The sequence below is a fragment of the Streptomyces sp. Ag82_O1-12 genome, from assembly GCF_900182715.1.
GTDB classification, from domain to species: Bacteria; Actinomycetota; Actinomycetes; order Streptomycetales; family Streptomycetaceae; genus Streptomyces; species Streptomyces massasporeus.
Map to the genome: position 1 here is coordinate 3,584,262 of NZ_FXUW01000001.1, position 25,006 is coordinate 3,609,267.

The following is a 25,006-nucleotide window of genomic DNA, read 5'->3' on the forward strand; positions in this document are numbered from 1 at the left end:
TACCTTGTGCACGATGTGTTTGTGCACACCTGGTTCCCGGGGGAGGACAGCATGACTGACGGCCCCGCCGTCGACACCCGCCCGACGAAGATCATGTACGTGGCGGAGGCCACCGCCCACGGCGGTCGCGAGGGCTACGTCACCAGCCAGGACGGTCAGCTCGACCTCAAGGTCGCGATGCCCCAGCCGCTCGGCGGCGACGGCAACGGCACCAACCCGGAACAGCTCTTCGCGGCCGGTTACAGCTCCTGCTTCCACAACGCCCTGATCCTCGTGGGCAACCGCGAGGGCTACGACCTGGCCGGATCCACGGTCGCCGCGAAGGTCGGCATCGGCCCCAACCGGCAGCGCGGCTACGGACTCGCGGTCGCCCTCAGCGTCTCCCTGCCGGTCGTCGACCCCGACCTCGCGACCAGGCTGGTGGACGCGGCCCACGAGATCTGCCCGTACTCGAACGCGACCCGCGGGAACATCGACGTGACCATCCTGCTTGGCTAGGGAGGAGCACGACGAGCACAGCGGCGAGACAAGGAGTACGGGCGTGGACGTGAACGGCGCGGTCGCCGAGGGCTTCGAGCCGGTCAGGGAAGCGTTCGTACGGAACTTCGAGACGCTCGGGGACCGGGGCGCGGCGGTCGCCGTCTACCGGGACGGGCAGAAGGTCGTCGACCTGTGGGGCGGCACCAGGGACGTCGACGGCACGGCTCCCTGGGAGCGCGGCACCGCCCAGGTCGTGCGCTCGGCGACGAAGGGTGTCGCGGCGGCCGTCCTCCTGCTGCTGCACCAGCGCGGGCAGTTGGACCTGGACGCGCCGGTGGGGCACTACTGGCCGGAGTTCAAGGCGCAAGGCAAGGAGCGGGTGCTGGTCCGGCACGTGCTGAACCACCGGGCCGGGCTGCCGGTCCTCGACCGGCCGCTCACCCCGCAGGAGGCCCTCGACCCGCTGCGGGGACCGGCGGCGGTCGCGGCGCAGGCCCCGGCCTGGGAGCCCGGCACCGACCACGGCTACCACGCGCTCACCTACGGCTGGCTGCTCGACGAACTGGTGCGGCGCGTCACCGGGCAGGGCGCCGGGGAGTGGCTCGCGTCGCAGGTCACCGGCCCGCTGAGGCTGGACCTCTGGCTCGGTCTGCCGGAGTCGGAGGCCGGCCGGGTCGGGCGCGTGGGCCGCGTCGAGGGCGACGAGCCGACCGGGGGTCTGCGGGCCCGCCCGAAGCGCTCGGTCACCGAGGCCTACGAGGACCCTGCCTCCCTGACCCGCCGGGCGTTCGCCGCGATCTCCCCGTTCCCGGACCAGAACGACCCCGCCTACCGGGCAGCCGCCCTCCCGGCGACCAACGCCATCGCGACGGCGGACGGACTGGCCCGCTTCTACGCGACCCTGATCGGCGACACGGCCGGCGCCGCGCGCCTCTTCACTCCGGAGACGGTGGACATGGCCCGGGCGGAGGAGTCGGCGGGCCCCGACCGGGTCCTGGTGGTCGGCACCCGCTTCGGCCTCGGTTACATGCTGCACGGCAGCGCCTCGCCGCTCCTCACCCCGGGTTCCTTCGGCCACCCGGGCCGCGGCGGCGCCCTCGGTTTCGCCGACCCGGAGACGGGGATCGCCTTCGGCTACGTCACCAACGGCTTCCGCAAGACGGTCACGGCGGACCCGCGGGCGCAGGGGCTGGTGCGGGCGGTGCGGGGAGTGCTGGGGCTGTAGAGGGTCGCTGTGACTCCGCCCCTGTAGGCCGCTAGACGTGGATGGGGTGGGAGGTCCGGCCGGACGCCTGGTCGATCTCCTCGTGGGCCTTGGTCAGGAGTGCCATGGCGAGTTCGTTCAGTGCCCGGGCCCCGGCGATCTCCTCCCCGACCCGGGGCTGATTCGCGTCGGTCTGATGCCGGCTGGCGTGCCCGTGCGCCCGTACCTCGCTGCCGTCGGGGAGGCGGACCATCGCGGCCGCCTTCGTGTGCTGGTCGTCCTCCGAGAACTCCATCTCGACGTGCCACCCCACGGTGGTGTGCATCATGACGATCACCTCCGGAACGCTTAGTTCCAGGGTGCTCCTCGCACGGACCGGACGCACCCGCCTGACGGCCCCCTATCCGGCGTGCAGCATCAGCCCGATCCCGACGACCAGCAGCCCGGCCGCCGCGATCCTCGGCGCCCCGAACCGTTCCTTGAAGAACACGGCCCCGATCGCCGCGCCGACGATGATCGACGACTCGCGCAGGGCCGCGATGGGGGCGAGTTCGGCCTTGGTCTGCGCCCACAGGACGAGGGCGTAGGCGGCGACGGACAGCGCGGCGCCGATCAGTCCGACCCCGGCGAACGGCCGCAACAGGGCGACGGTCCTCCCGCGCCAGTGCCACGCGGCGTAGGCCGGGATGACGACCCCCTGGACCGCCATCAGCCAGGCGATGTACCCGAGGGAGGACCCGGAGGCCCGCACGCCCAGCCCGTCCACGACGGTGTACACGGCTATGGTCAGCCCGGTCGCCAGGGCCGCGCCGATCGCCGCCCAGTCGGGCCGCCGTCCGCGCAGTCCCCACAGGGCGACGCCGGTCAGCCCCGCGCACGACAGGGCGATCCCGGCGGCGGCCCACCCGTCGGGCACCTCGTGCGCGAAGAGGGCGGCGAGCACGGTCACGACGAGGGGCGCGGTGCCCCGGGCGATGGGGTAGGCCTGCCCGAAGTCGCCCAGCCGGAAGGACTTCATCAGCAGGGCGTAGTAGGCCACGTGGACGGCGGCGGAGGCGAGCAGATACGGCCATGCCGCGGCCGCCGGGAACGCCACGAAGGGCGCGAGGGCCAGCCCGATCAAAACGCCGCCGCCCGAGATCAGCGCGAACCCGGCCAGCTTGTCGGTGATCTTGTGGGCGATGGCGTTCCAGCTGGCGTGGGTGACGGCGGCAAGCAGAACGGCGGCGGTGACCAGAGGGGTCACGAGGTGCGCTCGCGCACGTCCACCAGGGTGCCGCCGGCGTGGGCGACGAGGTCCTCGGGGGCGATGGGGAACACGGCGTACGGCGTCCCGGCCGCGGCCCAGACGACGTCGTGCTCCAGCAGGGAGCGGTCGGCGAGCACGCGGGTCCTGGTCTTGTGCCCGAAGGGGGGCACGCCGCCGATGGCGTACCCGGTGGTCTCCCGGACGACGTCCACCTTGGCCCGGGTGACCTTGTCGGCGCCCAGTTCCTCGCGGACGAGTTCCAGGTCGACCCGGGAGGCCCCGTCCATGAGCACGAGCACCGGAACACCGTCCGCGGCGAAGATCAGCGACTTGCAGATCTGGCTCAGCTCGCACCCGACCGCGGCAGCGGCCTCGGTGGCGGTACGGGTGGCGTCCGGGAACCGGCGGACCTGCTCCACGAGATGTCCGAGCCCCAGCTCCCGCAGGGCTTCGGCGAATCGGGGATGGGCTCCGGAGCTTCCGGCGTCAGTGGCGGCTGTCGTCGTCATGAGGGCACCGTAGCGGTGGGTGTATCGGGCACGCGAGTGGGTTCCGCCGGGGCCGGGGAACGGAAGGCCGGTGAGGGTCCCCGTCCCCACGGAGCCCTCACCGGCCGGTTCTCGCAGCGGCCCGTCAGGCGCGGACCAGCTCCCTGTCCTCGTCGCCGCGGTCGGTGCGGGTGCGCAGGCCCTCGCCCTCCACGTCGACGTTGGGCAGCGCGCGGTCGAGCCACTTCGGGAGCCACCAGGCCTTGCGGCCGAGGAGGGCCAGGACGGCCGGGACGATGGCCATGCGGACGATGAACGCGTCGAAGAAGACCGCGATCGCGAGGCCGAAGCCGATCATCTTGACCATCGACTCGGACGAGCCGATGAAGCCGGCGAAGACGGCCATCATGATGACCGCGGCGGCCGTGACGACCCGCGCGCCGTGCCGGAACCCGGTGACCACGGCCTGTGCGGGCTTCTCACCGTGGACGTAGGCCTCCCGCATCCGGGTCACGAGGAACACCTCGTAGTCCATCGCCAGGCCGAAGACCACGCCGACCATGAAGATCGGCATCATCGACATGACCGGCCCGGTCTGCTCCACGCCCATCAGGCCGGACAGCCAGCCCCACTGGAAGACCGCGACGACCGCGCCGAGGGCCGCCATCACCGACAGCAGGAACCCGAGGGCCGCCTTCAGCGGGACCAGGATCGAGCGGAAGACCACGATCAGCAGCAGGAAGGCCAGGCCGACGACCAGCACCAGATACGGCACGAGCGCGTCGTTGAGCTTCTGGCTGACGTCGATGTTCATCGCCGTGCTGCCGGTGACCAGGACGTTCGCGTCCGTGTCGGCCTTGATGTCCGCGCCCGCGTCCCGGATGCCGTGCACCAGGTTCTCCGTCGTCACGGAGGACGGCTTGGAGCCGGGGATGACGGTGATGGTGGCGGTGTCGCCGGCCTTGTTGGGCTGCGCCGGCGTGACCGTGACGACGTCCTTCAGGCCCTTGATCTCGTCGCCGGTCTCGGTGAAGACCGCCTTCGGGTCGTCGCTGTTCTTCGCGTCGACGACGACCATCAGCGGGCCGTTGAAGCCCGGCCCGAAGCCCTCGGACAGCAGGTCGTAGGCGCGGCGCTGGGTGGTGGAGGTGGGCTGGGAGCCGTCGTCGGGCAGGCCCAGTTCGAGGGAGGCCGCCGGGACGGCCGCCGCGCCGAGGCCGATGACGCCGAGCAGCAGGACCGCGAGCGGGCGGCGGACGACGAAGCTCGCCCAGCGGGTGCCCAGGTTCGGCTTGGCGGGCCTGACCGGCTCGGCCGCCTTGTCCTGCGGCTTCGACCGGCCGAAGAGCTTGCCCTTCTCCCCCATCGGCTTCACCTTGCGGCCCGCGTATCCGAGCAGGGCCGGGATCATCGTCAGGGCGATCAGCACCGCGATGGCCACCGTGCCCGCCGCCGCGATGCCCATCTTCGTGAGCATCGGGATGTTGACGACGGACAGGCCCACCAGGGCGATCACGACGGTCAGACCCGCGAAGACCACCGCGGAGCCCGCTGTGCCGACGGCCCGGCCCGCCGCTTCCTCGCGCTCGCGGCCCTCGGCCAGTTCGGCGCGGTAGCGGGAGACGATGAACAGCGCGTAGTCGATGCCGACGGCCAGGCCGATCATCATCGCGAGGGTGGAGGTGGTCGTGCCCAGGTCCAGCGCACTGGCCAGGCCCGTGATCGCGGAGACGCCGATGCCCACGCCGATGAGCGCCGTCAGCAGCGGCAGACCGGCCGCGACCAGCGAGCCGAAGGTGATGACCAGGACGACCGCGGCGACCGCGATGCCGATGACCTCGCTGGAGCCGGTGTGCGGCACGGCCTGGAGGGCGTCGCCGCCGATCTCGACGGTCAGCCCGGCCTTCCGCGCGTCCTGCGCGCTGTCCTTGAGGGAGTCCTTCGCGGCGTCGTCCAGCTCCATGCCGGAGACCTTGTACGACACCTGCGCGTACGCGATCGTGCCGTCCTTGCTGACGGCCTTCGCCTGGTACGGGTCGGTGACGCGGACGACCTCGGAGCCGTCGGACAGCTCCTTCACCGTGTCCTGGACCGTCGCCTTGTTGCCGGGGTCGGTCATCTTCTCGCCGCTCGGCGCCTTGAAGACGACGCGTGCGGTGGCCCCGTCGGCGCTGGTGCCCGGGAAGCGCTGCTCCAGCAGGTCGAAGGCCTTCTGGGCCTCGGTGCCGGGGATGGAGAACGAGCTGTTGCCCGCGGCGGGCGCACTGGCCGCGCCGACACCGGCGAGGGTCAGCAGAGCCACCCATATCAGGGCGACGACGTGCCGCCGCCGGAACGAGAGCCGGCCGAGTTTGTAGAGGAATGTGGCCACAAGGGCCCTCCCGGTCAGTCGTGGGGTGTTCAGGGCAGGGGTGATCAGCCCGACGACGTGAGCGGATACGTCAGGTAGGGGCTAGCTGAGGGGACTAGTCGGTGGTGGGTACGCCGAGGGCGGGGAGGACCACGGCGTCGATGTACGAGGTGAGGAAGGCCGCCGTCGGCGGCCGGTCGTCGAGAACCGCGCAGGTGACGAACGCGCCGAGCATCATGTGCACCACGAACTCGAGCGCGGGGCAGTCCGCACGGACCTCGCCCCGGTCGACGGCGCGCTGGAGCACGCGGCGCGAGTCCGCGATCTCCGGCTCGATGATCTGGCTCCGGAACTCGCTGTGCAGATCCGGATTCGCGTGCATCGCCGTGGCCAGGCCGCGCATCAGCGCGCCGTTCTGCTCCATCTCGGCGTCGTCCGCACGCGCCATGAGGGCGTGGAAGTCGCCGCGCAGCGAGCCGGTGTCGATCTCGTCGAAGTTCTTGACCGGCTTGTTGTGGCGCAGTGCCTTGACGACCAGCTGGGCCTTGCCGCCCCACTGGCGGTAGAGCGTGGCCTTGCTGGAGCGGGTGCGGGCTGCCACGGCGTCCATGGTGAGGGCGTCGTAGCCGACTTCCCGGAGCAGGTCGAGCACGGCCGCGTAGAGCTCGGCCTCACGCTCGGGGGTGATCCGACTGCGACGCGCGGCGGCGACCTCAGCCATCTCTCTCACCTTCCTGCTCCGAACGACACGGTTTCGTACGCCCTCAAGGTAGCGCACCCCCTCATAGAAACGAAACCGTTTCGTACGTGTGCTGGGTCACGGCCATGGATTTGCCTTGACTTGCCCAGGTCCGTCCCCCGGCAAAGCATGAGGACGTGACCTATCTGCGCCTGCCTCACCTCCATGACGACCTGCTGTGCTTCGTGGCCGAGGACGACCTCTGGCTCGCCCCGCTCGACACCCCCGGCCGCGCCTGGCGGCTCACCGTCGACCGCACCAAACTGGGCCACCCGCGCTTCTCGCCCGACGGCCGCCACCTCGCGTACACGAGCTGGCGCAGCCTGGTGCCCGAGGTCCATGTCGTCCCGGTGGACGGCGGCCCGGCCCGCCAGGTGAGCCACTGGGGCAGCGCCGACACCCGGGTCTGCGGCTGGACCCCGGACGGCGAGATCCTGGCCGTGGCCTCGCACGGCGAGCCGTTCTCCTACTTCACCTGGGCCTACAAGGTCGCCCCGGCCGGCGACCCGGGCCGCAAACTGCCCTGGGGGCCGGTCTCCGACATCCAGGTCGCCGACGTGGGCGGGGAGCGCAGATCCCTCCTCCTCACCGGCACCCCGCCGCACGAACCGGCCTCCTGGAAGCGCTACCGCGGCGGCGCCACGGGCAGGCTCTGGCTGCACGGCGAACGGCTGCTGGAGGGCCTCGGCGGCCATCTGCACTCCCCCATGTTCGTCGGCGGCCGGATCGCGTTCCTCTCCGACCACGAGGGCGTCGGCAACCTCTACTCCTGCGCCTACGACGGCTCCGGCCTGCGCCGGCACACCGACCACGACGCCTTCTACGCCCGGCACGCCGCGAGCGACGGCACCCGGGTCGTCTACCAGTGCGCGGGCGACCTGTGGATCGTCGACGACCTGTCCCCGGACTCCGTGCCGCGCCGGCTGGACGTACGGCTCAGCGGGCCGCGGGCGGGGCGGCGCCCCTACCAGGTGGCCGCGTCCCGGCACGTCGACGGGCTCTCGGTCGACGAGACGGGCCGGGCCAGCGCCGTCGTCGTGCGCGGCAGCCTGTACTGGCTGACCCACCGCGACGGCCCGGCCCGCACCCTCACCGACACCCCGGGCGTCCGGGTCCGGATGCCGGAGATGCTCGGCGGGAGCGGGCGGGTGGCGTACGTGACGGACGCCGAGGGCGAGGACGCCGTCGAGATCGCCTCCCTGCCCAGGGCGAGCGGCGCCCGTGAACCCAGACGGCTGGCCGCCGGTGAGCTGGGCCGGGTACGCGAGCTGGTCTCGGACCCCGACGGCGAGCGGCTGGCGGTCGCCTCGCACGACGGCCGGCTCCTCCTCGTCGACGTCACCGAGGATTCCGGCGGCGAGGTCACCGAGCTGATCCGGTCGATCAACGGTCCCGTGCGCGACCTGGCCTTCTCCCCGGACGGGGCGTGGCTCACCTGGTCGCACCCGGGCATCGGACGGAGCCTGCGGCAGATCAAGATGGCCCGGCTCACCGACCGGCTCGTCGTCGACGTCACCAACGGCCGCTTCGAGGACGAGAACCCGGTCTTCACCCGCGACGGCCGCTACCTCGCCTTCCTGTCCTGGCGCGGCTTCGACCCCGTCTACGACGTGCACACCGGCGACCTGTCCTTCCCGCTGGGCTGCCGCCCGTACCTCGTACCGCTGTCCTCCGCTACGCCCTCCCCGTTCGCGGTGAACCCCGAGGGCCGCCCGGCCGCCGGGGGCCTGGACCCGGTCGAGGACGACGACAACGGGGATCACGGGGCCGTGACCGTCGAGGTCGAGGGGCTGGAGAGCCGCGTCACGCCGTTCCCGGTGGCCGCCTCCAAGTACTCGGCCCTGCACCCGGTCGCCGGCGGCGGGCTGGTGTGGCTGCGCTGGCCGATCTCGGGCGCCCTCGGCGAGACCTTCGCCAACCCGGACGACACCAGCGGCCGCCCCACCCTGGAGCACTTCGGCATCACCAAGGCCAGGAAGTCCGAACTCGCCCAGCACCTCGACTGGTTCGCGGTCAGCGGCGACGGCAGCCGGCTGGTGATCGTCGACGAGGGTGAACTGCGCGCGGTGCCGGCCAACGAGCAGGGCGACAGCGACTCCACCGTGTGGATCGACGCGCGCCGCATCCTCCATGTGGTCGACCCGGCGGCGGAGTGGCGGCAGTCGTACGAGGAGGCCGGGCGGCTGATCCGGGCCTACTTCTGGGAGCCGGACATGTGCGGCATCGACTGGGACGGGGTGCTCGACCAGTATCGCCCGCTGGTCGAACGGGTCGCCTCCCCCGACGAGTTCGCCGACCTGCTCCGCGAGGTCCTCGGCGAGCTGGGCACGTCCCACGCCTACGTCACCGCCGCCCGGCGCAACGAGGGCCCGCCGCACTACCAGCGCCGGCAGGGTCTGCTGGGCGCCAACTTCGTACGCAGGGAAGGCGGCTGGGCGGTCAAGCGGATCCTGCTCGGCGACTCCTCCGACTCCAAGGCCCGCTCCCCGCTGGCCGGTACGGGCATCCGGGAGGGGGCGGTCCTCACCCATGTCGACGGCCGCCCGGTGGACCCGGACGCGGGCCCGTATCCGCTGCTGGCAGGGGCGGGCGGCACGACGGTGGAGCTGACCTTCGACCCGGCGGAGAGCTCGGCGAACAGCTCGGTGGCCGGGTCGGCGGAAGACTCGGCGGCAAGCCCGGTCAAGGGCGGGGGCCCGCCCCGGCGGGTCGCCGTCGTCCCGCTCGTCGATGAGCGGCCACTGCGCTACCAGGACTGGGTGGCCAAACGCCGTGCCGTGGTGCGCGAGTTGAGCGGCGGGCGCTGCGGCTACCTGCACATCCCGGACATGGGCGGTTCGGGCTGGGCCCAGTTCAACCGCGATCTGCGCATGGAGGTGTCCCGCCCGGCGCTGATCGTGGACGTGCGCGGCAACGCCGGCGGCCACATCAGCGAACTGGTCATCGAGACGCTGAGCCGGACGATCCTGGGCTGGGACCTGACCCGCGACGCCCAGCCGGTGTCCTACACCTCGAACGCGCCGCGCGGCCCGGTCGTGGCCCTGGCGGACGAGGCGACCTCCTCCGACGGCGACATGATCACAGCCGCGTTCAAGCTGCTGAAGCTCGGCCCGGTCGTGGGACAGCGCACCTGGGGCGGCGTGGTCGGCATGACCGGCCGCCACGAACTGGGCGACGGCACGGTGATCACGGTGCCGATGAACGCGGCCTGGTTCGACGCGTACGGCTGGTCTGTGGAGAACAAAGGCGTCGCCCCCGACATCGACGTCCTGCGCACCCCGCTGGACTGGGCCGAGGGGCGGCACGCCCAGCTGACCGACGCGGTGGAGCTGGCGCTCGGGCTGCTGGAGACCAACCCGCCCGCGACACCGCCGACCTACAGCGACGTACCGGACCGCTCCCGTCCGAAGCTGCCGCCCAGGACGTGAACGCCCGGGCGGCGCAAGGGGAAAGGGACTCCCCGCTCAGGGGAGCCCCTTCCCTTCGGCACGCAACGTCAGGCGTCGAAGTCCTGGTCGAAGCGGTCCTCCTGGTCACGCTCACGCTCACGGTCGCGCTGCGGCTCGGAGCGCTCACGGTCGCGCTGCGGCTGCGAGGGGTCCATGTCCTCGTCGCGCCGGCGACCGCGGCCCTGCACCTGCTCGCGAGCCTGGTCCGCCTTCTGGCGAGCCTGGTTCTGCCACTGCTCGGACTTCTCCTGGAACTGGTCCTTCATACCCATGTGGGTTCACTCCCGTTGGGGGTGAGGGGATCTGGCTCGATCAGATTCACACGGGCCGTGACGCTGCGCATGTCGATCACTTACGCAGCGTAGTCCGGTGCTGCTCGTCGGCCGCCCCGCCGGCCCCGACCAGGCCCGTGCGCATGCCCGTCAGGCGGTCCGCGAACCGCCGCATCTCGCGCCCGCCGACCGTCCCGATGATCCCGGGCAGAGAACCGCGCACGCCCTGCATGCCGCGCAGCCACCACTGCCCGTACACATGGCTCGACCGGCGCTCGATCCCCTCCACCAGCCGGTCCACGGCCGGCCCCAGCGGATACGTCTTGTTGGACGGCCAGGGCAGCCGCTGCCTCAACTCCCGCATGACGTCCTCCTGATCGGCCCCGCGCACCATGTCGGTGTCGGTCCACGACAGGTACCCGACGCCCACCTTCACGCCCCGGTGCCCGACCTCGGCCCGCAGGCTGTGCGCGTACGCCTCCACGCCCGACTTGGACGCGCAGTACGCCGTCATCATCGGCGCCGGGGTGATCGCGGCGAGGGACGCGATCTGCAGCAGATAGCCCCGGCTCTCCGTCAGCAGCGGCAGGAAGGCGCGGCCGGTCACCGCCGAGCCGATCAGGTTGACCTCGATCACCCGCCGCCAGGACTCCGGGTCGGAGTCGGCGAACGGACCGCCGGTGGCGACACCGGCGTTGGCGACGACGATGTCGACCCGGCCGAAGCGCTCCTTGACCTCGCCCGCGACGCGGACCATCGCCTCGTGGTCGGTGACGTCGGCGTGCCAGTGGTCGCTCTCGCTGTGCAGCCGCGCGGAGACCTGCTTGAGCGCGTCCGGCTCCAGGCCGACCAGCGCCACCTTCACGCCCCGCGCGGAGAGCTTGCGGGCCAGCAACTCCCCGACGCCGCGTGCCGCCCCGGTCACCACGGCGACCTTGCCTTCGAGGCTCACCCTGCTCATGCGCTCTCCTCGGATACGACCTGGATGTGTGCGTGGACGAGCTCCCGGATGGTGCCGGTGACCAGTTCGGGCGTCTCGATGGGCGTCATGTGGCCGATGCCCGGCAGTTCGACGATCCCGGTGCACCGCGGCAGCGCCGCGGCCAGGGCCCGGGCCTGCACCGGCGGGGTCAGCCGGTCCGCCGTACCGACGATCACGGCCGTGGGCACGTCCAGCTCCCGCACCCCGTGGTCCAGGTCGAGCAGATCCAGCACCTGCGACCAGGAGTAGCGGACCTTGCGGGGGCAGGCGTGCACGATCCGGGCGCAGGCCTCGATCATGTGCGGGGCCGAACCGGGGCCCATCGTGCCGTACTTGAGGATCCGGCGGGCCAGTGGCGTGACCGGCCCGAGCGGGGCACGGGAGCCGAGGATCCGCCGGGTCAGCCAGGTCCGTACCCGCCCCGCCCGCATGGGCACGACGGTGGAGGCGGCGACCAGCTGCGAACTGCCCGTGCTGCACAGCAGGACGGCGGCGGCGTGCGTCCGGAAGGCGGCTCTCCCGGAAGCCGCCATCACGGTCATCCCGCCCATCGAGTGCCCGGCGATCACGGCCTGTTCGCCGGGCGCGAGGGTGGCCTCGAGGACGGCTTCCAGATCGTCGGCGAGCGCGTCGGAGCTGCACGCCGGGCTCGCGGGGCTGCGTCCGTGGCCGCGCTGGTCGTAGGCGATGACCCGGTGGCCGGCCGCCAGGTCGCGGATCTGCGCCGCCCAGAAGGCGGTGGAGCAGGTCCAGCCGTGGACGAGGACGACGGCGGGCGCGCCCTCGGGCCCGTGCACCTCCACGTGCAGCCGGGCTCCGTCGGCGGAGACGGCGGTCAGTTCACGCGCCGGGACTGGCGGGGCGTAGGGCCCGGAGTCGACGTGCAGGAGGCGGCTCACGCGTCCACCCCCGCCTTCTGCGCAGCGGTGGCCTTCTTCGCCGCGGGCGCCCGCAGGACGTCGTACTCCGCGAGGTCCACCCGCCGTGTCGCCCGCCGGAACTCGGCGGTCGTACCGGGCCAGATGGTGGTGTTGCGGCCGCTGGCGTCGAGGTACCAGCTGGTGCAGCCGCCGGTGTTCCACACGGTGCGCTTCATGCGCTCCTGCACCCGGTGGTTCCAGGCGCGCACGGCGTCCGGGCGGGCGTCGAGGGCGACCCGGCCGCCGAGGACGTCGAGCTGACGGACGTAGTCGGCGAGGTAGTTCAGCTGGGACTCGATCATGAGGATCATCGAGGAGTTCCCGAGGCCGGTGTTGGGCCCGATAACCGTCATCCAGTTGGGGAAGCCGGCCGCCGAGGCGCCGCGCAGGGCCTCCATGCCGCCCTTCCAGGTCTCGGCGAGGGTCCGCCCGTCGGCGCCCACCACCCGGTCGGCGATGGGCATGTCGGTGACGTGGAACCCGGTGCCGAAGACGATCGCGTCCACCTCGGCCTCGCTGCCGTCGGCGGCGACCAGGGTCGAGCCGCGCACCTCGGCGAGGCCGCTGGCGACGACATCCACGTTGGGCCGCGCGATCGCCGGGTAGTACGCGCTGGACAGCAGGATCCGCTTGCAGCCGATGCGGTAGTCCGGGGTGAGCTTCGCCCGCAGGGCCGGATCCTTGATGGAGCGGGCCATGTTGCGCCGGGCGAGGTCCTCGACCAGCCCGAGCTGCTTGGGATGCTTGGTGAACGCCTGGACCTGCAACTCGCGGATGCCCCAGAGCAGTCCGCGCCGGAGCTGCGAGGTGAAGGGCAACCGCCGGTGCACCCACTGCTCGGCCTCGCTGATGGCCCGGTCCATGCGGGGCATCACCCAGGGCGCCGTGCGCTGGAACAGGGTGAGCCGGGAGACGTCGGGCTGGATCGCCGGCACGATCTGGGCGGCCGAGGCACCGGTCCCCACCATCGCGACGCGCTTGCCGCGCAGGTCGTAGTCGTGGTCCCAGCGGGCGGAGTGGAACACCTTGCCCGGGAAGGACTCCAGGCCGGGGATGTCCGGCACCTTCGGGTCGGACAGCGGCCCGGTCGCCGACACGACGAAGTCCGCCGAGAGGCTCCCGCTGCTGGTCTCGATGTCCCAGCACAGCCGCTCGCCGTCCCAGGCCATCCGCTTCACCTCCGAGTCGAAGCGGATGTGCGGCCGCAGCCGGAACACGTCCGTCACGTGCTCCAGATAGGCGCGGATGTGCTCCTGCCCCGAGAAGGTGCGCGGCCAGTCGGGGTTGGGCGCGAAGGAGAACGAGTACAGATGGGACGGCACGTCACACGCACACCCCGGGTAGCTGTTGTCCCGCCAGGTGCCGCCGACACTGCTCGCCCGCTCCAGGACGACGAAGTCGGTGACACCCTCCCGGCGCAGCCGCACGGCGGCCCCCAGCCCGCCGAACCCGGACCCGACCACCGCGACCCGCACATGTTCGTGTTCGCGCTCGCCCATGCCGACACCTCCACACACCACGAGAACCGTGCCAGTGAACACTGGCGCAATGGGAGCGTAGGGCAGCGGCGTACTGATGGGTAGGGGGCGGGGCCAGGAAAGTTACCCCTGGTACGCCTTAAGGTGCCCAGGTGGCCGAGAAGCGTGAATACCGCATGGAAGAGCTGGCCCGCCTCGCCGGGATCACGGTGCGCACCCTGCGCTTCTACCGCGAACGCAAACTGATCCCGCCACCCCGCCGCGAGGGCCGCATCGCCTGGTACGACGACCACCACCTGGCCCGGCTGCGCACGATCACGGCCCTGCTGGAGCGCGGCCACACCCTCAGCGGCATCGCGGAACTGGCCGAGGCCTTCGACCACGGCCGCGACGTCGGCGACCTGCTCGGCGTCGGCGGCCCCACCGAGGAGGAGCCGGTCCACCTCACCCCCGAGGAACTCGCCGACCACTTCGCGGGCGAGGCCACCCCGGAGAACCTCGCCGCCGCGATGGACCTCGGCTACCTCGGCACCGACGGCGAGGAAATCGTCCACGTCAGCCGCCGCCTCCTCGACGTCTCCTCGGCCCTGGTCCACGAGGGCATCCCCCTCGCCGCGGTCCTCGCCGCGGCCAAACAGGTCCGCACCCACGCCGACGCCCTGGCCGAACTCTTCACCGACCTGGTCCTCGACCACGCCACCCCCGAAGACCTCCCCCGCCTGCGCCCCCTGGCCCGCAGCGTGGTGGAGGCGGAACTGTCGCTGGCGTTGGACCGCAGGATGCGCAGGCCGTAGCGGGCGGCGGTCCTAGCGGTCGTAGACGACGGTCACGGGCGCGTGGTCGGACCACCGCTCGGCATGCGTGGCGGCTCGCTCCACGAACCCCTTCACCGCGCGCTCGGCGAGCCCCGGGGTGGCCACGTGGAGGTCGATCCTCCACCCTGTGCCGTTATCGAAGGCCCGCCCCCGATACGACCACCAGGAGTACGGCCCCTCGGTGTCCGGGTGGAGCGCACGGACGACATCGACGAACCCGCCGTCCGCGGGCTCGAAGACCCGGGTCAGCCACTCCCGCTCCTCCGGCAGGAACCCGGAGTTCTTCTGGTTCCCGCGCCAGTTTTTCAGGTCGGCCTGCTGGTGGGCGATGTTCCAGTCGCCGCAGACGAGCACCTCGCGCCCCTCGGCGGCGGAACGCTCCCGCAGCTCCTTGAGGTAGGCGAGGAACTCGCCCATGAAGCGTTCCTTCTCGTCCTGCCGCTCGGTGCCGACCTCGCCGGAGGGCAGATAGAGGGAGGCGACGGTGACCCCCGGCAGGTCGATCTCCACGTACCGCCCACTGCCGTCGAACTCTTCCGACCCGAAACCGATCCGCACCCGGTCGGGCTCGCGGCGGCTGTACAGGGACACCCCGGCCCGTCCCTTGGCCGCGGCCGGCGCGTGCACCACATGCCACCCCTCGGGCGCACGGACGTGCTCCGGCAGCTGCTCCGGCTCGGCCCGCACCTCCTGGAGGCACAGCACATCGGCTTCGGTCTCGGCGAGCCACTCCACGAAGCCCTTCTTCGCGGCGGCACGCAGCCCGTTCACATTCACAGAGGTCACAGTGAGCACCCCGGCACGATACCGGCACCCTGGACGAGGTCCATTTCCGGATCGAATACGGTAGCGGCCATGCACATACGCCGGGTCTCCTTCGACCACCCCGACGCCTTGAAGCTGAACGACCAGGTCCAGGCCGAGTACGCCGTCCGCTACGGCGACGACGGCGACGCCACGCCCATGGCCGCCGCGGACTTCGACCCGCCGAACGGCACCTACCTGATCGCGTACGACGAGGACGGCACGCCCGTGGCGTCGGGTGGCTGGCGTGCTCAGGACGCCAACGACGAGGGCAACGCCGACGGCGACGCCGAGCTCAAGCGCATGTATGTGATCGACGGCATGCGCGGCCGGGGTCTCGCCCGCCGCATCCTGGCCGCCCTGGAGGAGGACGCCCGCACGGCGGGTCGCGTCCGCATGGTCCTGGAGACCGGCACCAAGCAGCCCGAGGCCATCGCCCTGTACACGTCCAGCGGCTACGAGCCGTGCGCCAAGTTCGGCTACTACCGCTTCCACGACGCGAGCCGCTGCTTCGCGAAGAGCCTCTGACCCACGGGGTGCTGAACACACGTCAGAGCCCCGGTCGGGATTCCCGACCGGGGCTCTGAGCTGCGTGGACCTGAGGGGATTTGAACCCCTGGCCCCCTCGATGCGAACGAGGTGCGCTACCGGACTGCGCCACAGGCCCTTGCAACGAGTGAAACTTTAGCACCCCGATCGGCCTGCTTGGAAATCCGTTCCCGAGGGGCGGTCACCTGCGGCTTCGCGGGGCTACTCGTTGGCGGCCCGGGGGCGATCCCCGTCCTCGTACTGGTCGAAAAGCGGGGTGCGGCCGCGCTCGCGGGCCCGTCGGGCGGAGGCCGCCCGGCGCGCGTCGGAGCGCCCGTCGCCGTCGTCCGTGTCCGGGGTGGAGGGGTCCGGCTCGCCCGGGTGGTGATCCACGGCGGGCTCGTTCTCCGCGTTCGGGGCGACCGTGCTCGACCGGGCCGAGCTCCAGGTGTCGGGGGCGCTGAGGTCCACGTCGCTGGTGGCCCGCGGGGCGACCGGGGCCGTCACGTAGGTCGGCAGGGGCACCGGCACCGGCTCCCAGCTGTCGCCGCCCTGCCCGGGGCGCCGCTGCCGCTCGCGCTGCTGGTCGACCCACTCCGCGTGGTCGGTCTGCTCGACGAGGGCGCGCCGGTCCGCCGCGAGGGCCGACAGGCCGGGGTCGGTCACCGGCTCGGGTCCCTCCTCCGGTTCGTCGTTCTCGTCGGCGGCCAGGGGGCGTCGGCGGGGCTGACGCTGGCGCTCCCGCAGGCGCTGGGCCGCGGCCTCGGCCTGGCGGCGGTCCATCTGGTAGGCGAAGCGGCGGCGCTCCTGGGAGCGCAGGTACGCGATGTAGACGCTGAGCATGACCGCGGGCACGCCGGGGGCCCACAGGAACGCGAGCCCGCCGACCGCCGCGACGATCGCGCCGACGGTGAAGGCGAGGAACAGCATGGTGGTGGTGCGCCGGCGGCGCGCGAGCACCTTCGTGCGCCGGGCTCGTGCCGCGGCCGCCTCGTTCGCCTGCGCCGAGGCGTTGCGCCGGGCGGCCGGTACCCGTTCCCGGGGGCGGCCGGAAGCGGCCGCGTTCGGTGCGGGCGACTGCCGGACGGGGGGTTCGGGGGCCGCGGGCCGGGCCTGGGGCTCGGGGGCGGGCGACGGGACGGGCGCCTGGGTCTGCCGACGGGTCTTGGACACGGCGAAGGCCCGGACGTCCACCGAGTCGGTGACGGCGTCCAGGTTGTCGGCGTCCTGCTCCCCCTCGTCGGTGGAGCGCGCCCGCAGGTCCTTGGCGTACCGGCGCTCCATTCCCGCCCGTCCGGACAGCAGCCGGATGGCGGTGCTGAAGCGTTCCGTCGGACGGGCCTCGTTCAGCTCGTCCTGCCTACGGAGCCACATCGGCACCAAGTAGGCGGCCCAGGCCCCGACAATGACTGCGTAGATGAGGCCGCTGCTGCTCACGCTCACACCGTAGAGGGGTTTGCGTGAGGCCATCTGCCAATTGAGCCGGTGTGTCGCACGATCTGGCTGATATTTCGAACTTTTCTTGTGACCGATGCGATCAGCAGACCGCCCAGGCCGGGAATTCATTGCCCTGAGACGATCACCAGGCGATCAATTTCGAACACTTATTCAATTTCCGGGGTGGTGCCGCATTCCCGGATTACGCTGCGATCGTGCCCGGTGCCAGCGCCTGAGCAACCCGTCCGGGACCTCTTCCGCGGTGAGGGCGAAGACGAGATGGTCGCGCCAGGCCCCGTCGATGTGGAGATAACGCGGACGCAGCCCCTCCTCGCGGAATCCGAGTTTTTCCACGACCCGGCGGCTGGGCGCGTTCTCCGGGCGAATGCAGACCTCGATGCGGTGCAGTCCGACGGTGCGGAAACAGTGGTCCGTGACCAGAGCCACCGCCGTCGGCATGACGCCGCGTCCCGCCACCGACTCGTCCACCCAGTAACCGACGTGACCCGAGCACATCGAGCCCCAGGTGATGCCGGCGACCGTCAACTGCCCGACCAGCCGCCCCTGGTACTCGATGACGAAGGGCAGCATCCGGCCCGCGTTCGCCTCCGACCTCAGGTGGCGGACCATCTGGCGGAAGGTCGGGCGGTGCGTCATCGGCCCGCCGGGCGTGGGCGGCGGGATCGTCGCCTCCCAGGGGCGCAGCCAGTCGCGGTTGCGCCGGTTGACCTCGCGCCATGCCCGCTGGTCGCGCAGCTTTATCGGCCGAAGGACGATGTCGCCGTCCACCAGCTCCACGGGCCAGGATGGGCTGTTCAGCTCGCACCCCCGCTGCCGGGTCTGGGGTGGTCGCCGCCCCGGATCTGCTCCACGGCGTGGATCAGCAGCGGCTGAAGGACGGCGAGGCCGTCCTTCACTCCGCCGCTGGAGCCGGGCAGATTGACGATCAGCGTGCCGCCGGCCACTCCGGCCAGGCCCCGGGAGAGCGCCGCGGTCGGCACCTTCTCCCGGCCGAACGCCCGGATGGCCTCGGCGATGCCCGGCACCTCGTGGTCGATCACGCGGCGGGTCGCCTCGGGGGTGCGGTCGGTGGGCGAGATGCCGGTGCCGCCGGTGGTGACGATGACGTCGTAGCCGGCGTCGACACCTGCGCGCAGGGCCGCCTCGACGGGGTCGCCGTCGGGGACGACCTGGGGGCCGTCGACCTCGAAGCCGAAGCTCTTCAGGCCGTGGGAGACCATCGGGCCGCCCTTGTCCTCGTAGATCCCGGCGGCGGCCCGGTTCGAGGCCGTGACGACGAGAGCGCGGTAGGTCATGACCGGCTCCAGTGGCCCGACTTGCCGCCCGTCTTCTCCTCCACCCGTACGTCCGTGATGACCGCTCCCTTGTCGACCGCCTTGACCATGTCGATCACGGTGAGCGCGGCGACGGAGACCGCGGTGAGGGCCTCCATCTCGACACCCGTGCGGTCCGTCGTCTTCACGGTGGCCAGGATCTCCACGGCGTCGTCCGCGACCGACAGGTCCAGTTTCACACCGGACACCGACAACGGGTGACAGAGCGGGATCAGATCGGGGGTTCGTTTGGCGCCCATGATCCCCGCGATCCGCGCGGTCGCGAGGGCGTCGCCCTTGGGGACACCCTCACCGCGCAGCAGCTCGATCACGCGGGGCGAGACGAGGACGCGTCCGCTGGCGCGTGCGGTGCGCGCGGTCACGTCCTTCTCCGACACGTCGACCATACGGGCGGCGCCCGCCTCGTCGATGTGCGTCAGCCGGTCCGGCGTACGGTCGTCCGGCGGGGGTGGGTCCTGCGTGCTCATGCTGTGTCGCGCTCCCGGTCCGGGCCCGTCGCGGTGCGGCGCACGGGCCTGTTGTGCGCGACACGGTACCCCCAACCAGCGGCTATCGGCCGAGCAGGACCACCTCGACCTCGGTGCCGGGCTCGACGGAGACGGTGTCCTCGGGGACGGCGATCAGGGCGTCCGCGTGGGCGAGGGCGGCGACCAGGTGGGATCCGGCGCCGCCGACCGGGGTGACCTTGCCGTCGGCGTAGGTGCCGCGCAGGAACTGACGGCGGCCCTTGGGGGAGGTCAGCGCCTTGTCGGCGGTCAGCCTCGCCCGGGTCGTGGGGCGGTGGACGTCCCGCAGACCCATGAGGGTGCGGATCGCGGGGCGGACGAACAGCTCGAAGGAGACGTACGACGACACCGGGTTGCCGGGCAGGGCCAGCAGCGGGGTGTGGTCGGGGCCGATGGAGCCGAAGCCCTGGGGCTTGCCGGGCTGCATGGCGAGCTTGCGGAAGTCGATGCCGCTGCCGGGCTCGTCCTCGTCGCCGACGTGCGACAGCGCCTCCTTGACCACGTCGTACGCGCCGACGCTCACGCCTCCGGTGGTGACCACCAGGTCGGCGCGGACCAGCTGGTCCTCGATGGTGGAGCGCAGGGTCTCGGCGTCGTCGGCGACGGCACCCACCCGGTAGGCGATGGCGCCGGCGTCACGGGCGGCGGCGGTGAGGGCGAAGCTGTTGGAGTCGTAGATCTGACCGGTGCCCAGTTCCGTGTCGGGCTGGACGAGTTCGCTGCCGGTGGAGAGCACCACCACGCGCGGGCGCGGGCGGACCCGGACGGTGCCGCGGCCGATCGCGGCGAGCAGGGAGATCTGCGGCGGGCCGAGGACGGTGCCGGCCTCCAGGGCGCGGTCGCCGGCCTTCACGTCGCTGCCCTTGGCGCGCACGTGGGCGCGTGCCTCGGCCGGGCGGTACACCTGCACGTGCCCGGTGGCGCCCTCGGGGCCGAGGCTGCGGGCGAGCATGCCGCGCACCGGGCCCTCGCCGAGCCCGCCGTCGGTCCACTCGACGGGCACGACCGTCTCGGCGCCGGGCGGCAGGGGGGCGCCGGTCATGATGCGGGCGGCCTGGCCGGGGCCCACGGGGAGCAGTTCGGCCTGGCCGGCTGCGACGTCCCCGACGACCTCCAGGGCCGCCGGGAACTCCTCGCTCGCGCCCGCGACGTCCGCGACCCGTACCGCGTATCCGTCCATCGAGCTGTTGTCGAAGGGCGGCAGGGACACCGGCACCGTGATGTCCTCGACGAGGACGCAGCCCTGGGCGTCGAGCAGGTGCAGCTCGATGGGTTCCAGGGGCCGGACGGTGGCGAGGATGTCCTCCAGGTGCTCGTCCACCGACCAGAGGTGGTCGGGGCCGAAGTCCTGGCCGGTGACGTGGGGCGCGGCGCTGCTCAACGTGCTACATCTCCTCGGCTACGTAACTGCGAAGCCAGGTCCGGAACTCCGGGCCCAGGTCTTCACGTTCGCATGCGAGTCGGACAATGGCACGCAGGTAGTCGCCGCGGTCGCCGGTGTCATAACGGCGGCCCTTGAAGACGACGCCGTGCACGGGGCCGCCGATGGTCTCGTCCTCGGCGAGCTGCTGGAGGGCGTCGGTGAGCTGGATCTCGCCGCCCCGGCCGGGCTCGGTCTTGCGCAGTATGTCGAAGATGTGCGGGTCGAGGACGTAGCGGCCGATGATGGCGTAGTTGGAGGGCGCGTCGGCCGGGTCGGGCTTCTCGATGAGGCCGCTGACCTGGACGACGTCACTGTCCTCGGTGGTCTCCACGGCCGCGCAGCCGTAGAGGTGGATCTGCTCGGGGGCGACCTCCATGAGCGCGATGACGCTGCCGCCGCGCTGCTCCTGCACCTCGACCATGCGCTGCAGCAGCGGGTCGCGGGGGTCGATGAGGTCGTCGCCGAGGAGGACCGCGAAGGGCTCCTCGCCCACGTGCGGGGCGGCGCACAGGACGGCGTGGCCGAGGCCCTTGGGGTCGCCCTGGCGGACGTAGTGCATCGTCGCGAGGTCGCTGGACTCCTGCACCTTGGCGAGACGGCCGGCGTCGCCCTTCTTCTGCAGGGCCGACTCGAGCTCGTAGTTGCGGTCGAAGTGGTCCTCGAGGGGGCGCTTGTTGCGGCCCGTCACCATGAGGACGTCGTCGAGACCCGCGGCGACCGCCTCCTCGACCACGTACTGGATCGCGGGCTTGTCCACGACCGGCAGCATCTCCTTGGGAGTGGCTTTGGTGGCCGGCAGGAACCGGGTGCCGAGGCCTGCTGCGGGAATGACAGCCTTGCTGATCCGAGGGTGCTGAGTCATGTCCGCCACCCTATCCGGTGCCTTTGCATGGAATCTGCGGCTCCGGTTCATAGGCGCTCATATGAGCGTATTGCCATAGTACGGGAGCAACCATTGAGGTCTATCGCACGTCCGGGCGAGCCTGACAAGCGGAGTTTGCGGCGCGGGATCCTCGCGGTGAGGAGCAGGTTGACGGCGGATGACCTGCGGGAAACGTCGACCGCGCTGGCCGGGCGGGCGCTGGAGCTGCCCGAGTTGGGGCAGGCCGGGACGGTGGCGGCGTACGTCTCGGTGGGGAGCGAGCCGGGCACCCGCGCGCTCCTGGACGCACTGCACGCCAGGGGCGTGCGCGTGCTGCTGCCGGCCCTGCTGCCCGACAACGACCTGGACTGGGGACCGTACGAAGGCGAGGGCTCCCTGGCGCGTGTGCAACACGGCGGCAGGATGGCCCTCTTCGAACCCTCGGGCGAGCGCCTCGGGCCGGACGCCGTGACCACCGCCGACGCGGTGCTGCTGCCGGGGCTCGCGGTGGACGCGCGCGGGATGCGGCTCGGGCGAGGCGGCGGCTCGTACGACCGGGTCCTGGCACGGCTGGAGCGGGCGGGCGCCCATCCCGCCCTGGTGGTGCTGCTGTACGACTCCGAGGTCGTCGGGCACGTCCCGGAGGAGCCGCACGACCGGCCGGTGCACGCGGTGGTGACACCGTCGGGCGTACGGCGGTTCATCCGGGAGCCGTGACGCGAAACGGCCCTCCACGCGTGCGTGGAGGGCCGTTCGTCCTACGGGTGTCAATGGCTCACGGTTTGAGCACCAGCTTGTCGCTCGTGCTCTTCTCGACCGCCTGGTCCGAGAAGGCCCACGGCAGGAGTTCACCGTCGGCCCACTTGTCGGTCTGGTCGACGTAGTGGGCGCTGTAGGCGTGCCCGGAGGCGCCGGTGAGGTTGATCCACTTCGACTTGTCGAGGTCGCCGAGGTTCACCACCATCCGCATGGACGGCACCCACACCACCCCGTAGCCGCCGGCCGCGTTCCAGCCGGTCGCGTTGACCGTGGCCTCGCCGCCGCCGAGCTCCCAGGGGCCGCGGTTGAGGGCGTACTGGATGAAACCGGGGCCCGCTGTGCCGAGGGTCTGGTTCTTCAGGAACAGGCGGTGCAGCCGGCCCCAGCTCCAGGAGTCGATGTCCTTGCCGAGCTTGGCGGTCAGCTCCCAGCGGGCGTCGATCATGGCCCGCTTGAACAGCTGGTCGCGGTTGTGGGCGGCGGGGCGGGTGCCCACCTTGGGGGTGCTCCACCATTCGCTGTCCGGCTGCTCCATCAGCTTGCGGACCACCTCGAACCACCGGTCGCCGCCGTCCGGCTGCGCCTGGTCGGGGTCGCGCTGGCCGCACTCGCGGACCTTCTCGGCCTCGTCGGCGGGGCCGGTGGTGTTGACCGGCTCGACCCACAGGCACTGGCCCTTGGGACGCAGCTCCTTGGGCAGCTTGTTGCCGAAGGCGAGCTTGAGGACGTTGCGCCAGACCGCGTTGAAGTAGGCCGCCGCCGCGGAGTCGGCGTCCTGGGTGTAGTCCCAGCCCTCCAGGAGCTTCTGCGCCTCGCGGACGTCCTTGTTCTCGGGGTCGATCTTCAGCAGCGTGGGCACCAGCAGCCGGGCGATCTCGCTGCTGTTGTCCAGCTGCATCTGGCGCATGTCGTCCGTGGAGATCTTGCCGCCGTCCTTGATCTTCGACTGGATCAGGTCGGTGATCCGCTGGCTGCGCGCGCCGTAGCCCCAGTCCGCGGTGAGCGTGTACGGGTACTTGTCCGGGTCGATCACGGCCTGGTTGGCGGTGACGATGTAGCCCCGCTCCGGGTCGTACTCGTAGGGCAGCGCGTCCTGCGGGATGTAGTCGGTCCAGCGGTATTCGGGGTCCCAGCCGGGCGCCGGGATGGAGCCGTTGTCGCTCTCCTTGCGCAGGGGGATCTTCCCCGGCAGCGTGTAGCCGATGTGGTTCTCGTTGTCGGCGTAGATCAGGTTCTGCGACGGCACCTCGAACTGCGAGGCGGCCTTGCGGAAGTCGGTCCAGTTCTTCGCCTTGTCCATGGCGAAGACGGCGTCCATGGTGGTGCCGGGCTGTAGGGCGGTCCAGCGCAGCGCGACGCCGTAGCCGTCGCCTCTGTCGGGGGCGGCGGTGTCGACGGCGGCCTTCTTGCCGACCTTCACGAGCTCCTCGTCGCGGTCGGACAGCAGGGGCCCGTTGTTGGTCTCCCGGACGACGATCTTCTTGGGCGGGCCCCCGGCGACCTTGATGGTCTCCTCGCGCGTCTCGAAGGGCTTGACCTTGCCGTCGTACAGGTAGCCGTTGCCGGTGATCTTCTCCAGATAGAGGTCCGTGACGTCGACGCCGGAGTTGGTCATGCCCCAGGCGATGTCCTGGTTGTGACCGATTATCACGCCCGGCATGCCGGCGAAGGTGTAGCCGCTGACGTCGTACTGGCACGTGCTGGAGACGCTGCGGCAGTGCAGGCCCATCTGGTACCAGACGGACGGCAGGGACGGCGACAGGTGCGGGTCGTTGGCCAGCAGCGGCTTGCCGCTGATGGTGTGCTCCCCGCCGACGACCCAGGAGTTGGAGCCGATGCCGTCGCCGTTCACGCCGACGGCCGGCGGCAGGTCGTCCAGGACCCGGGTCAGGCCGCCGAGCTGGCTGTCCAGGCCCGCGGTGCCCGAGGCGCCGGAGGCGGTGCCGCTCGTGCCGGACGTGCCGGAGGCGGTGCCGCTCGTGCCGGAGCCGCCGGACGCCGTGCCGGTGGAGGTGCCGCCGGTGCCGTTCGTCCCGGAGGTGCCGTTCGTGCCGGACGAGCCGCTCGTGCCGCCCTGCTGGAACGCCCCCGCCAGTTCGCTGAACTGGCCCTCCTGGACGATCGCCTTGTTCCGGCTGTACGGGTACCGCGGGTACAGGTCGGCGATCTGCTTCGGGCCGAGGCGGCTGGTGAGCAGGGCGCGGTCGATCTCGTCCTGCATGTTGCCGCGCAGGTCCCAGGCCATCGCCTTCAGCCAGGAGATCGAGTCGACCGGGGTCCACGCCTGCGGCTTGTAGTCGTTGGTGAAGCCCAGCGCCGCGTACTCCAGGGAGATGTCCTCGCCGTCCTTGCCATGGAGGTAGGAGTTGACTCCCTCGGCGTAGGCCTGGAGGTACTTCTTCGTGGTGGCCGACAGCTTGGAGTCGTACTCCTGCTTCGCGACCCGGTCCCAGCCGAGGGTGCGCAGGAACTCGTCGTTGTCGACCTGGCTCTTGCCGAACATCTCCGACAGCCGCCCGGAGGCCATGTGGCGGCGGACGTCCATCTCGTAGAACCGGTCCTGCGCCTGGACGTAGCCCTGCGCCATGAACAGGTCGGCGTCGGAGGAGGCATAGATCTGCGGGATGCCGTAGTTGTCGCGTTTGACCTCGACGGGACCCGACAGGCCCTTCAGCGTGAGGGTGCCCTTGGTCTGCGGGAAGGAGGCCCGGACGGTACTGATGGACCAGTACGACCCGTAGGCCACTCCTCCGATGAGGGCCAGCACCAGGACGAGCACGATTAGGCGGGCTTTGCGCCCCTTTCTCCTGCCGGACTTGCCGGGCTGCTGACCCGTGGAGGCGGTGGTGTTGGGGGGCATCGCTGTCCTTGCTGTCCTAACGCGAGCGGCAGGTTCGGCTGTGCTT

At 71.6% G+C, this 25,006-nt stretch carries 23 protein-coding genes and 1 tRNA gene; 6 read left to right on the top strand and 18 right to left on the bottom strand.

Annotated elements, in window-relative coordinates:
* The first annotated feature begins 51 nt into the window (after positions 1 to 51).
* The gene (locus QOL88_RS16285; RefSeq protein ID WP_097223025.1) at positions 52 to 498 is read left to right on the top strand and encodes an organic hydroperoxide resistance protein; all 447 of its coding nucleotides are present in this window, start codon (positions 52 to 54) and stop codon (positions 496 to 498) included.
* 43 nt (positions 499 to 541) lie between these two features.
* A complete protein-coding gene (locus tag QOL88_RS16290) occupies positions 542 to 1,705 on the top strand; it encodes a serine hydrolase domain-containing protein (protein ID WP_097217122.1) in 1,164 nt (387 codons plus the stop codon).
* A 31-nt stretch (positions 1,706 to 1,736) separates the two neighbouring features.
* On the opposite strand, the gene QOL88_RS16295 is transcribed toward QOL88_RS16290, so the two are convergent.
* The 5 genes from QOL88_RS16295 to QOL88_RS16315 all read right to left on the bottom strand — a co-directional run bounded on the left by QOL88_RS16295 (position 1,737) and on the right by QOL88_RS16315 (position 6,492).
* Entirely contained in the window at positions 1,737 to 2,012 is a 276-nt protein-coding gene (locus QOL88_RS16295; RefSeq protein ID WP_097223026.1) for a DUF1876 domain-containing protein, read from the bottom strand.
* A gap of 72 nt (positions 2,013 to 2,084) precedes the next feature.
* A complete protein-coding gene (locus tag QOL88_RS16300; protein WP_097217123.1) occupies positions 2,085 to 2,930 on the bottom strand; it encodes an EamA family transporter in 846 nt (281 codons plus the stop codon).
* Entirely contained in the window at positions 2,927 to 3,442 is a 516-nt protein-coding gene (locus QOL88_RS16305) for a YbaK/EbsC family protein (RefSeq protein ID WP_097223027.1), read from the bottom strand. The genes QOL88_RS16300 and QOL88_RS16305 overlap by 4 nt, the downstream gene beginning before the upstream one ends.
* Before the next feature lie 124 nt (positions 3,443 to 3,566).
* Entirely contained in the window at positions 3,567 to 5,792 is a 2,226-nt protein-coding gene (locus QOL88_RS16310) for an MMPL family transporter (RefSeq protein ID WP_097217124.1), read from the bottom strand.
* A gap of 94 nt (positions 5,793 to 5,886) precedes the next feature.
* The gene (locus QOL88_RS16315) at positions 5,887 to 6,492 is read right to left on the bottom strand and encodes a TetR/AcrR family transcriptional regulator (RefSeq protein ID WP_097217125.1); all 606 of its coding nucleotides are present in this window, start codon (positions 6,490 to 6,492) and stop codon (positions 5,887 to 5,889) included.
* 155 nt (positions 6,493 to 6,647) lie between these two features.
* Between QOL88_RS16315 and QOL88_RS16320 the strand changes: the two genes are divergently transcribed.
* Complete coding sequence (locus QOL88_RS16320; RefSeq protein WP_097217126.1) at positions 6,648 to 9,938, top strand: S41 family peptidase; 3,291 nt, start codon at positions 6,648 to 6,650, stop codon at positions 9,936 to 9,938.
* Positions 9,939 to 10,006: 68 nt separating this feature from the next.
* Here the strand turns inward: QOL88_RS16320 and QOL88_RS16325 are convergent, their stop codons facing one another.
* From QOL88_RS16325 to QOL88_RS16340, 4 genes are all read right to left on the bottom strand, one after another.
* On the bottom strand, positions 10,007 to 10,231 hold the full coding sequence (locus QOL88_RS16325) for a hypothetical protein (RefSeq protein WP_097217127.1): 225 nt from the start codon (positions 10,229 to 10,231) through the stop codon (positions 10,007 to 10,009).
* 76 nt (positions 10,232 to 10,307) lie between these two features.
* Positions 10,308 to 11,192 carry an SDR family oxidoreductase gene (locus QOL88_RS16330; RefSeq protein ID WP_097217128.1) on the bottom strand — a complete coding sequence of 295 codons (885 nt, stop codon included), beginning with the start codon at positions 11,190 to 11,192 and terminating at the stop codon, positions 10,308 to 10,310.
* A complete protein-coding gene (locus tag QOL88_RS16335; RefSeq protein ID WP_097217129.1) occupies positions 11,189 to 12,112 on the bottom strand; it encodes an alpha/beta fold hydrolase in 924 nt (307 codons plus the stop codon). Before QOL88_RS16335 ends, QOL88_RS16330 begins: the two co-directional genes overlap by 4 nt.
* Positions 12,109 to 13,632 carry a flavin-containing monooxygenase gene (locus QOL88_RS16340; protein ID WP_097217130.1) on the bottom strand — a complete coding sequence of 508 codons (1,524 nt, stop codon included), beginning with the start codon at positions 13,630 to 13,632 and terminating at the stop codon, positions 12,109 to 12,111. The genes QOL88_RS16335 and QOL88_RS16340 overlap by 4 nt, the downstream gene beginning before the upstream one ends.
* Positions 13,633 to 13,787: 155 nt before the next feature.
* Here QOL88_RS16340 and QOL88_RS16345 point away from each other — a divergent pair, with 155 nt between their 5' ends.
* Positions 13,788 to 14,405 carry a MerR family transcriptional regulator gene (locus tag QOL88_RS16345; RefSeq protein ID WP_097223028.1) on the top strand — a complete coding sequence of 206 codons (618 nt, stop codon included), beginning with the start codon at positions 13,788 to 13,790 and terminating at the stop codon, positions 14,403 to 14,405.
* Positions 14,406 to 14,417: 12 nt separating this feature from the next.
* Here QOL88_RS16345 and xth read toward each other — a convergent pair whose 3' ends face one another.
* On the bottom strand, positions 14,418 to 15,221 hold the full coding sequence (gene xth, locus QOL88_RS16350) for an exodeoxyribonuclease III (protein WP_097217131.1): 804 nt from the start codon (positions 15,219 to 15,221) through the stop codon (positions 14,418 to 14,420).
* Positions 15,222 to 15,281: 60 nt separating this feature from the next.
* On the opposite strand from xth, the gene QOL88_RS16355 reads away from it, so the two are divergent.
* On the top strand, positions 15,282 to 15,758 hold the full coding sequence (locus QOL88_RS16355) for a GNAT family N-acetyltransferase (protein WP_097217132.1): 477 nt from the start codon (positions 15,282 to 15,284) through the stop codon (positions 15,756 to 15,758).
* A gap of 65 nt (positions 15,759 to 15,823) precedes the next feature.
* Here the strand turns inward: QOL88_RS16355 and QOL88_RS16360 are convergent.
* From QOL88_RS16360 to galU, 7 genes are all read right to left on the bottom strand, one after another.
* Positions 15,824 to 15,897: transfer RNA gene (locus QOL88_RS16360), tRNA-Ala, on the bottom strand.
* An 83-nt stretch (positions 15,898 to 15,980) separates the two neighbouring features.
* Complete coding sequence (sepX, locus tag QOL88_RS16365; protein ID WP_097217133.1) at positions 15,981 to 17,195, bottom strand: divisome protein SepX/GlpR; 1,215 nt, start codon at positions 17,193 to 17,195, stop codon at positions 15,981 to 15,983.
* A 171-nt stretch (positions 17,196 to 17,366) separates the two neighbouring features.
* Positions 17,367 to 17,987, bottom strand: a complete 621-nt coding sequence (locus QOL88_RS16370; protein ID WP_097223029.1) for a GNAT family N-acetyltransferase — start codon at positions 17,985 to 17,987, stop codon at positions 17,367 to 17,369.
* Between the two features lie 23 nt (positions 17,988 to 18,010).
* Complete coding sequence (locus QOL88_RS16375) at positions 18,011 to 18,511, bottom strand: MogA/MoaB family molybdenum cofactor biosynthesis protein (protein ID WP_097217134.1); 501 nt, start codon at positions 18,509 to 18,511, stop codon at positions 18,011 to 18,013.
* Positions 18,508 to 19,017 (bottom strand): cyclic pyranopterin monophosphate synthase MoaC, encoded by a 510-nt coding sequence (gene moaC, locus QOL88_RS16380; RefSeq protein WP_097217135.1) that lies wholly within the window; start codon positions 19,015 to 19,017, stop codon positions 18,508 to 18,510. Before moaC ends, QOL88_RS16375 begins: the two co-directional genes overlap by 4 nt.
* Before the next feature lie 82 nt (positions 19,018 to 19,099).
* The gene (glp, locus tag QOL88_RS16385; protein WP_097217136.1) at positions 19,100 to 20,437 is read right to left on the bottom strand and encodes a molybdotransferase-like divisome protein Glp; all 1,338 of its coding nucleotides are present in this window, start codon (positions 20,435 to 20,437) and stop codon (positions 19,100 to 19,102) included.
* A gap of 4 nt (positions 20,438 to 20,441) precedes the next feature.
* Positions 20,442 to 21,341 carry a UTP--glucose-1-phosphate uridylyltransferase GalU gene (galU, locus tag QOL88_RS16390; RefSeq protein ID WP_097223030.1) on the bottom strand — a complete coding sequence of 300 codons (900 nt, stop codon included), beginning with the start codon at positions 21,339 to 21,341 and terminating at the stop codon, positions 20,442 to 20,444.
* Between the two features lie 168 nt (positions 21,342 to 21,509).
* Here galU and QOL88_RS16395 point away from each other — a divergent pair, with 168 nt between their 5' ends.
* Positions 21,510 to 22,058: a 5-formyltetrahydrofolate cyclo-ligase gene (locus tag QOL88_RS16395; protein WP_373559287.1), complete on the top strand. Its 549-nt coding sequence runs from the start codon at positions 21,510 to 21,512 to the stop codon at positions 22,056 to 22,058.
* A gap of 58 nt (positions 22,059 to 22,116) precedes the next feature.
* Here the strand turns inward: QOL88_RS16395 and QOL88_RS16400 are convergent, their stop codons facing one another.
* Entirely contained in the window at positions 22,117 to 24,960 is a 2,844-nt protein-coding gene (locus QOL88_RS16400) for a penicillin acylase family protein (protein ID WP_097217138.1), read from the bottom strand.
* Positions 24,961 to 25,006: the final 46 nt, after the last annotated feature.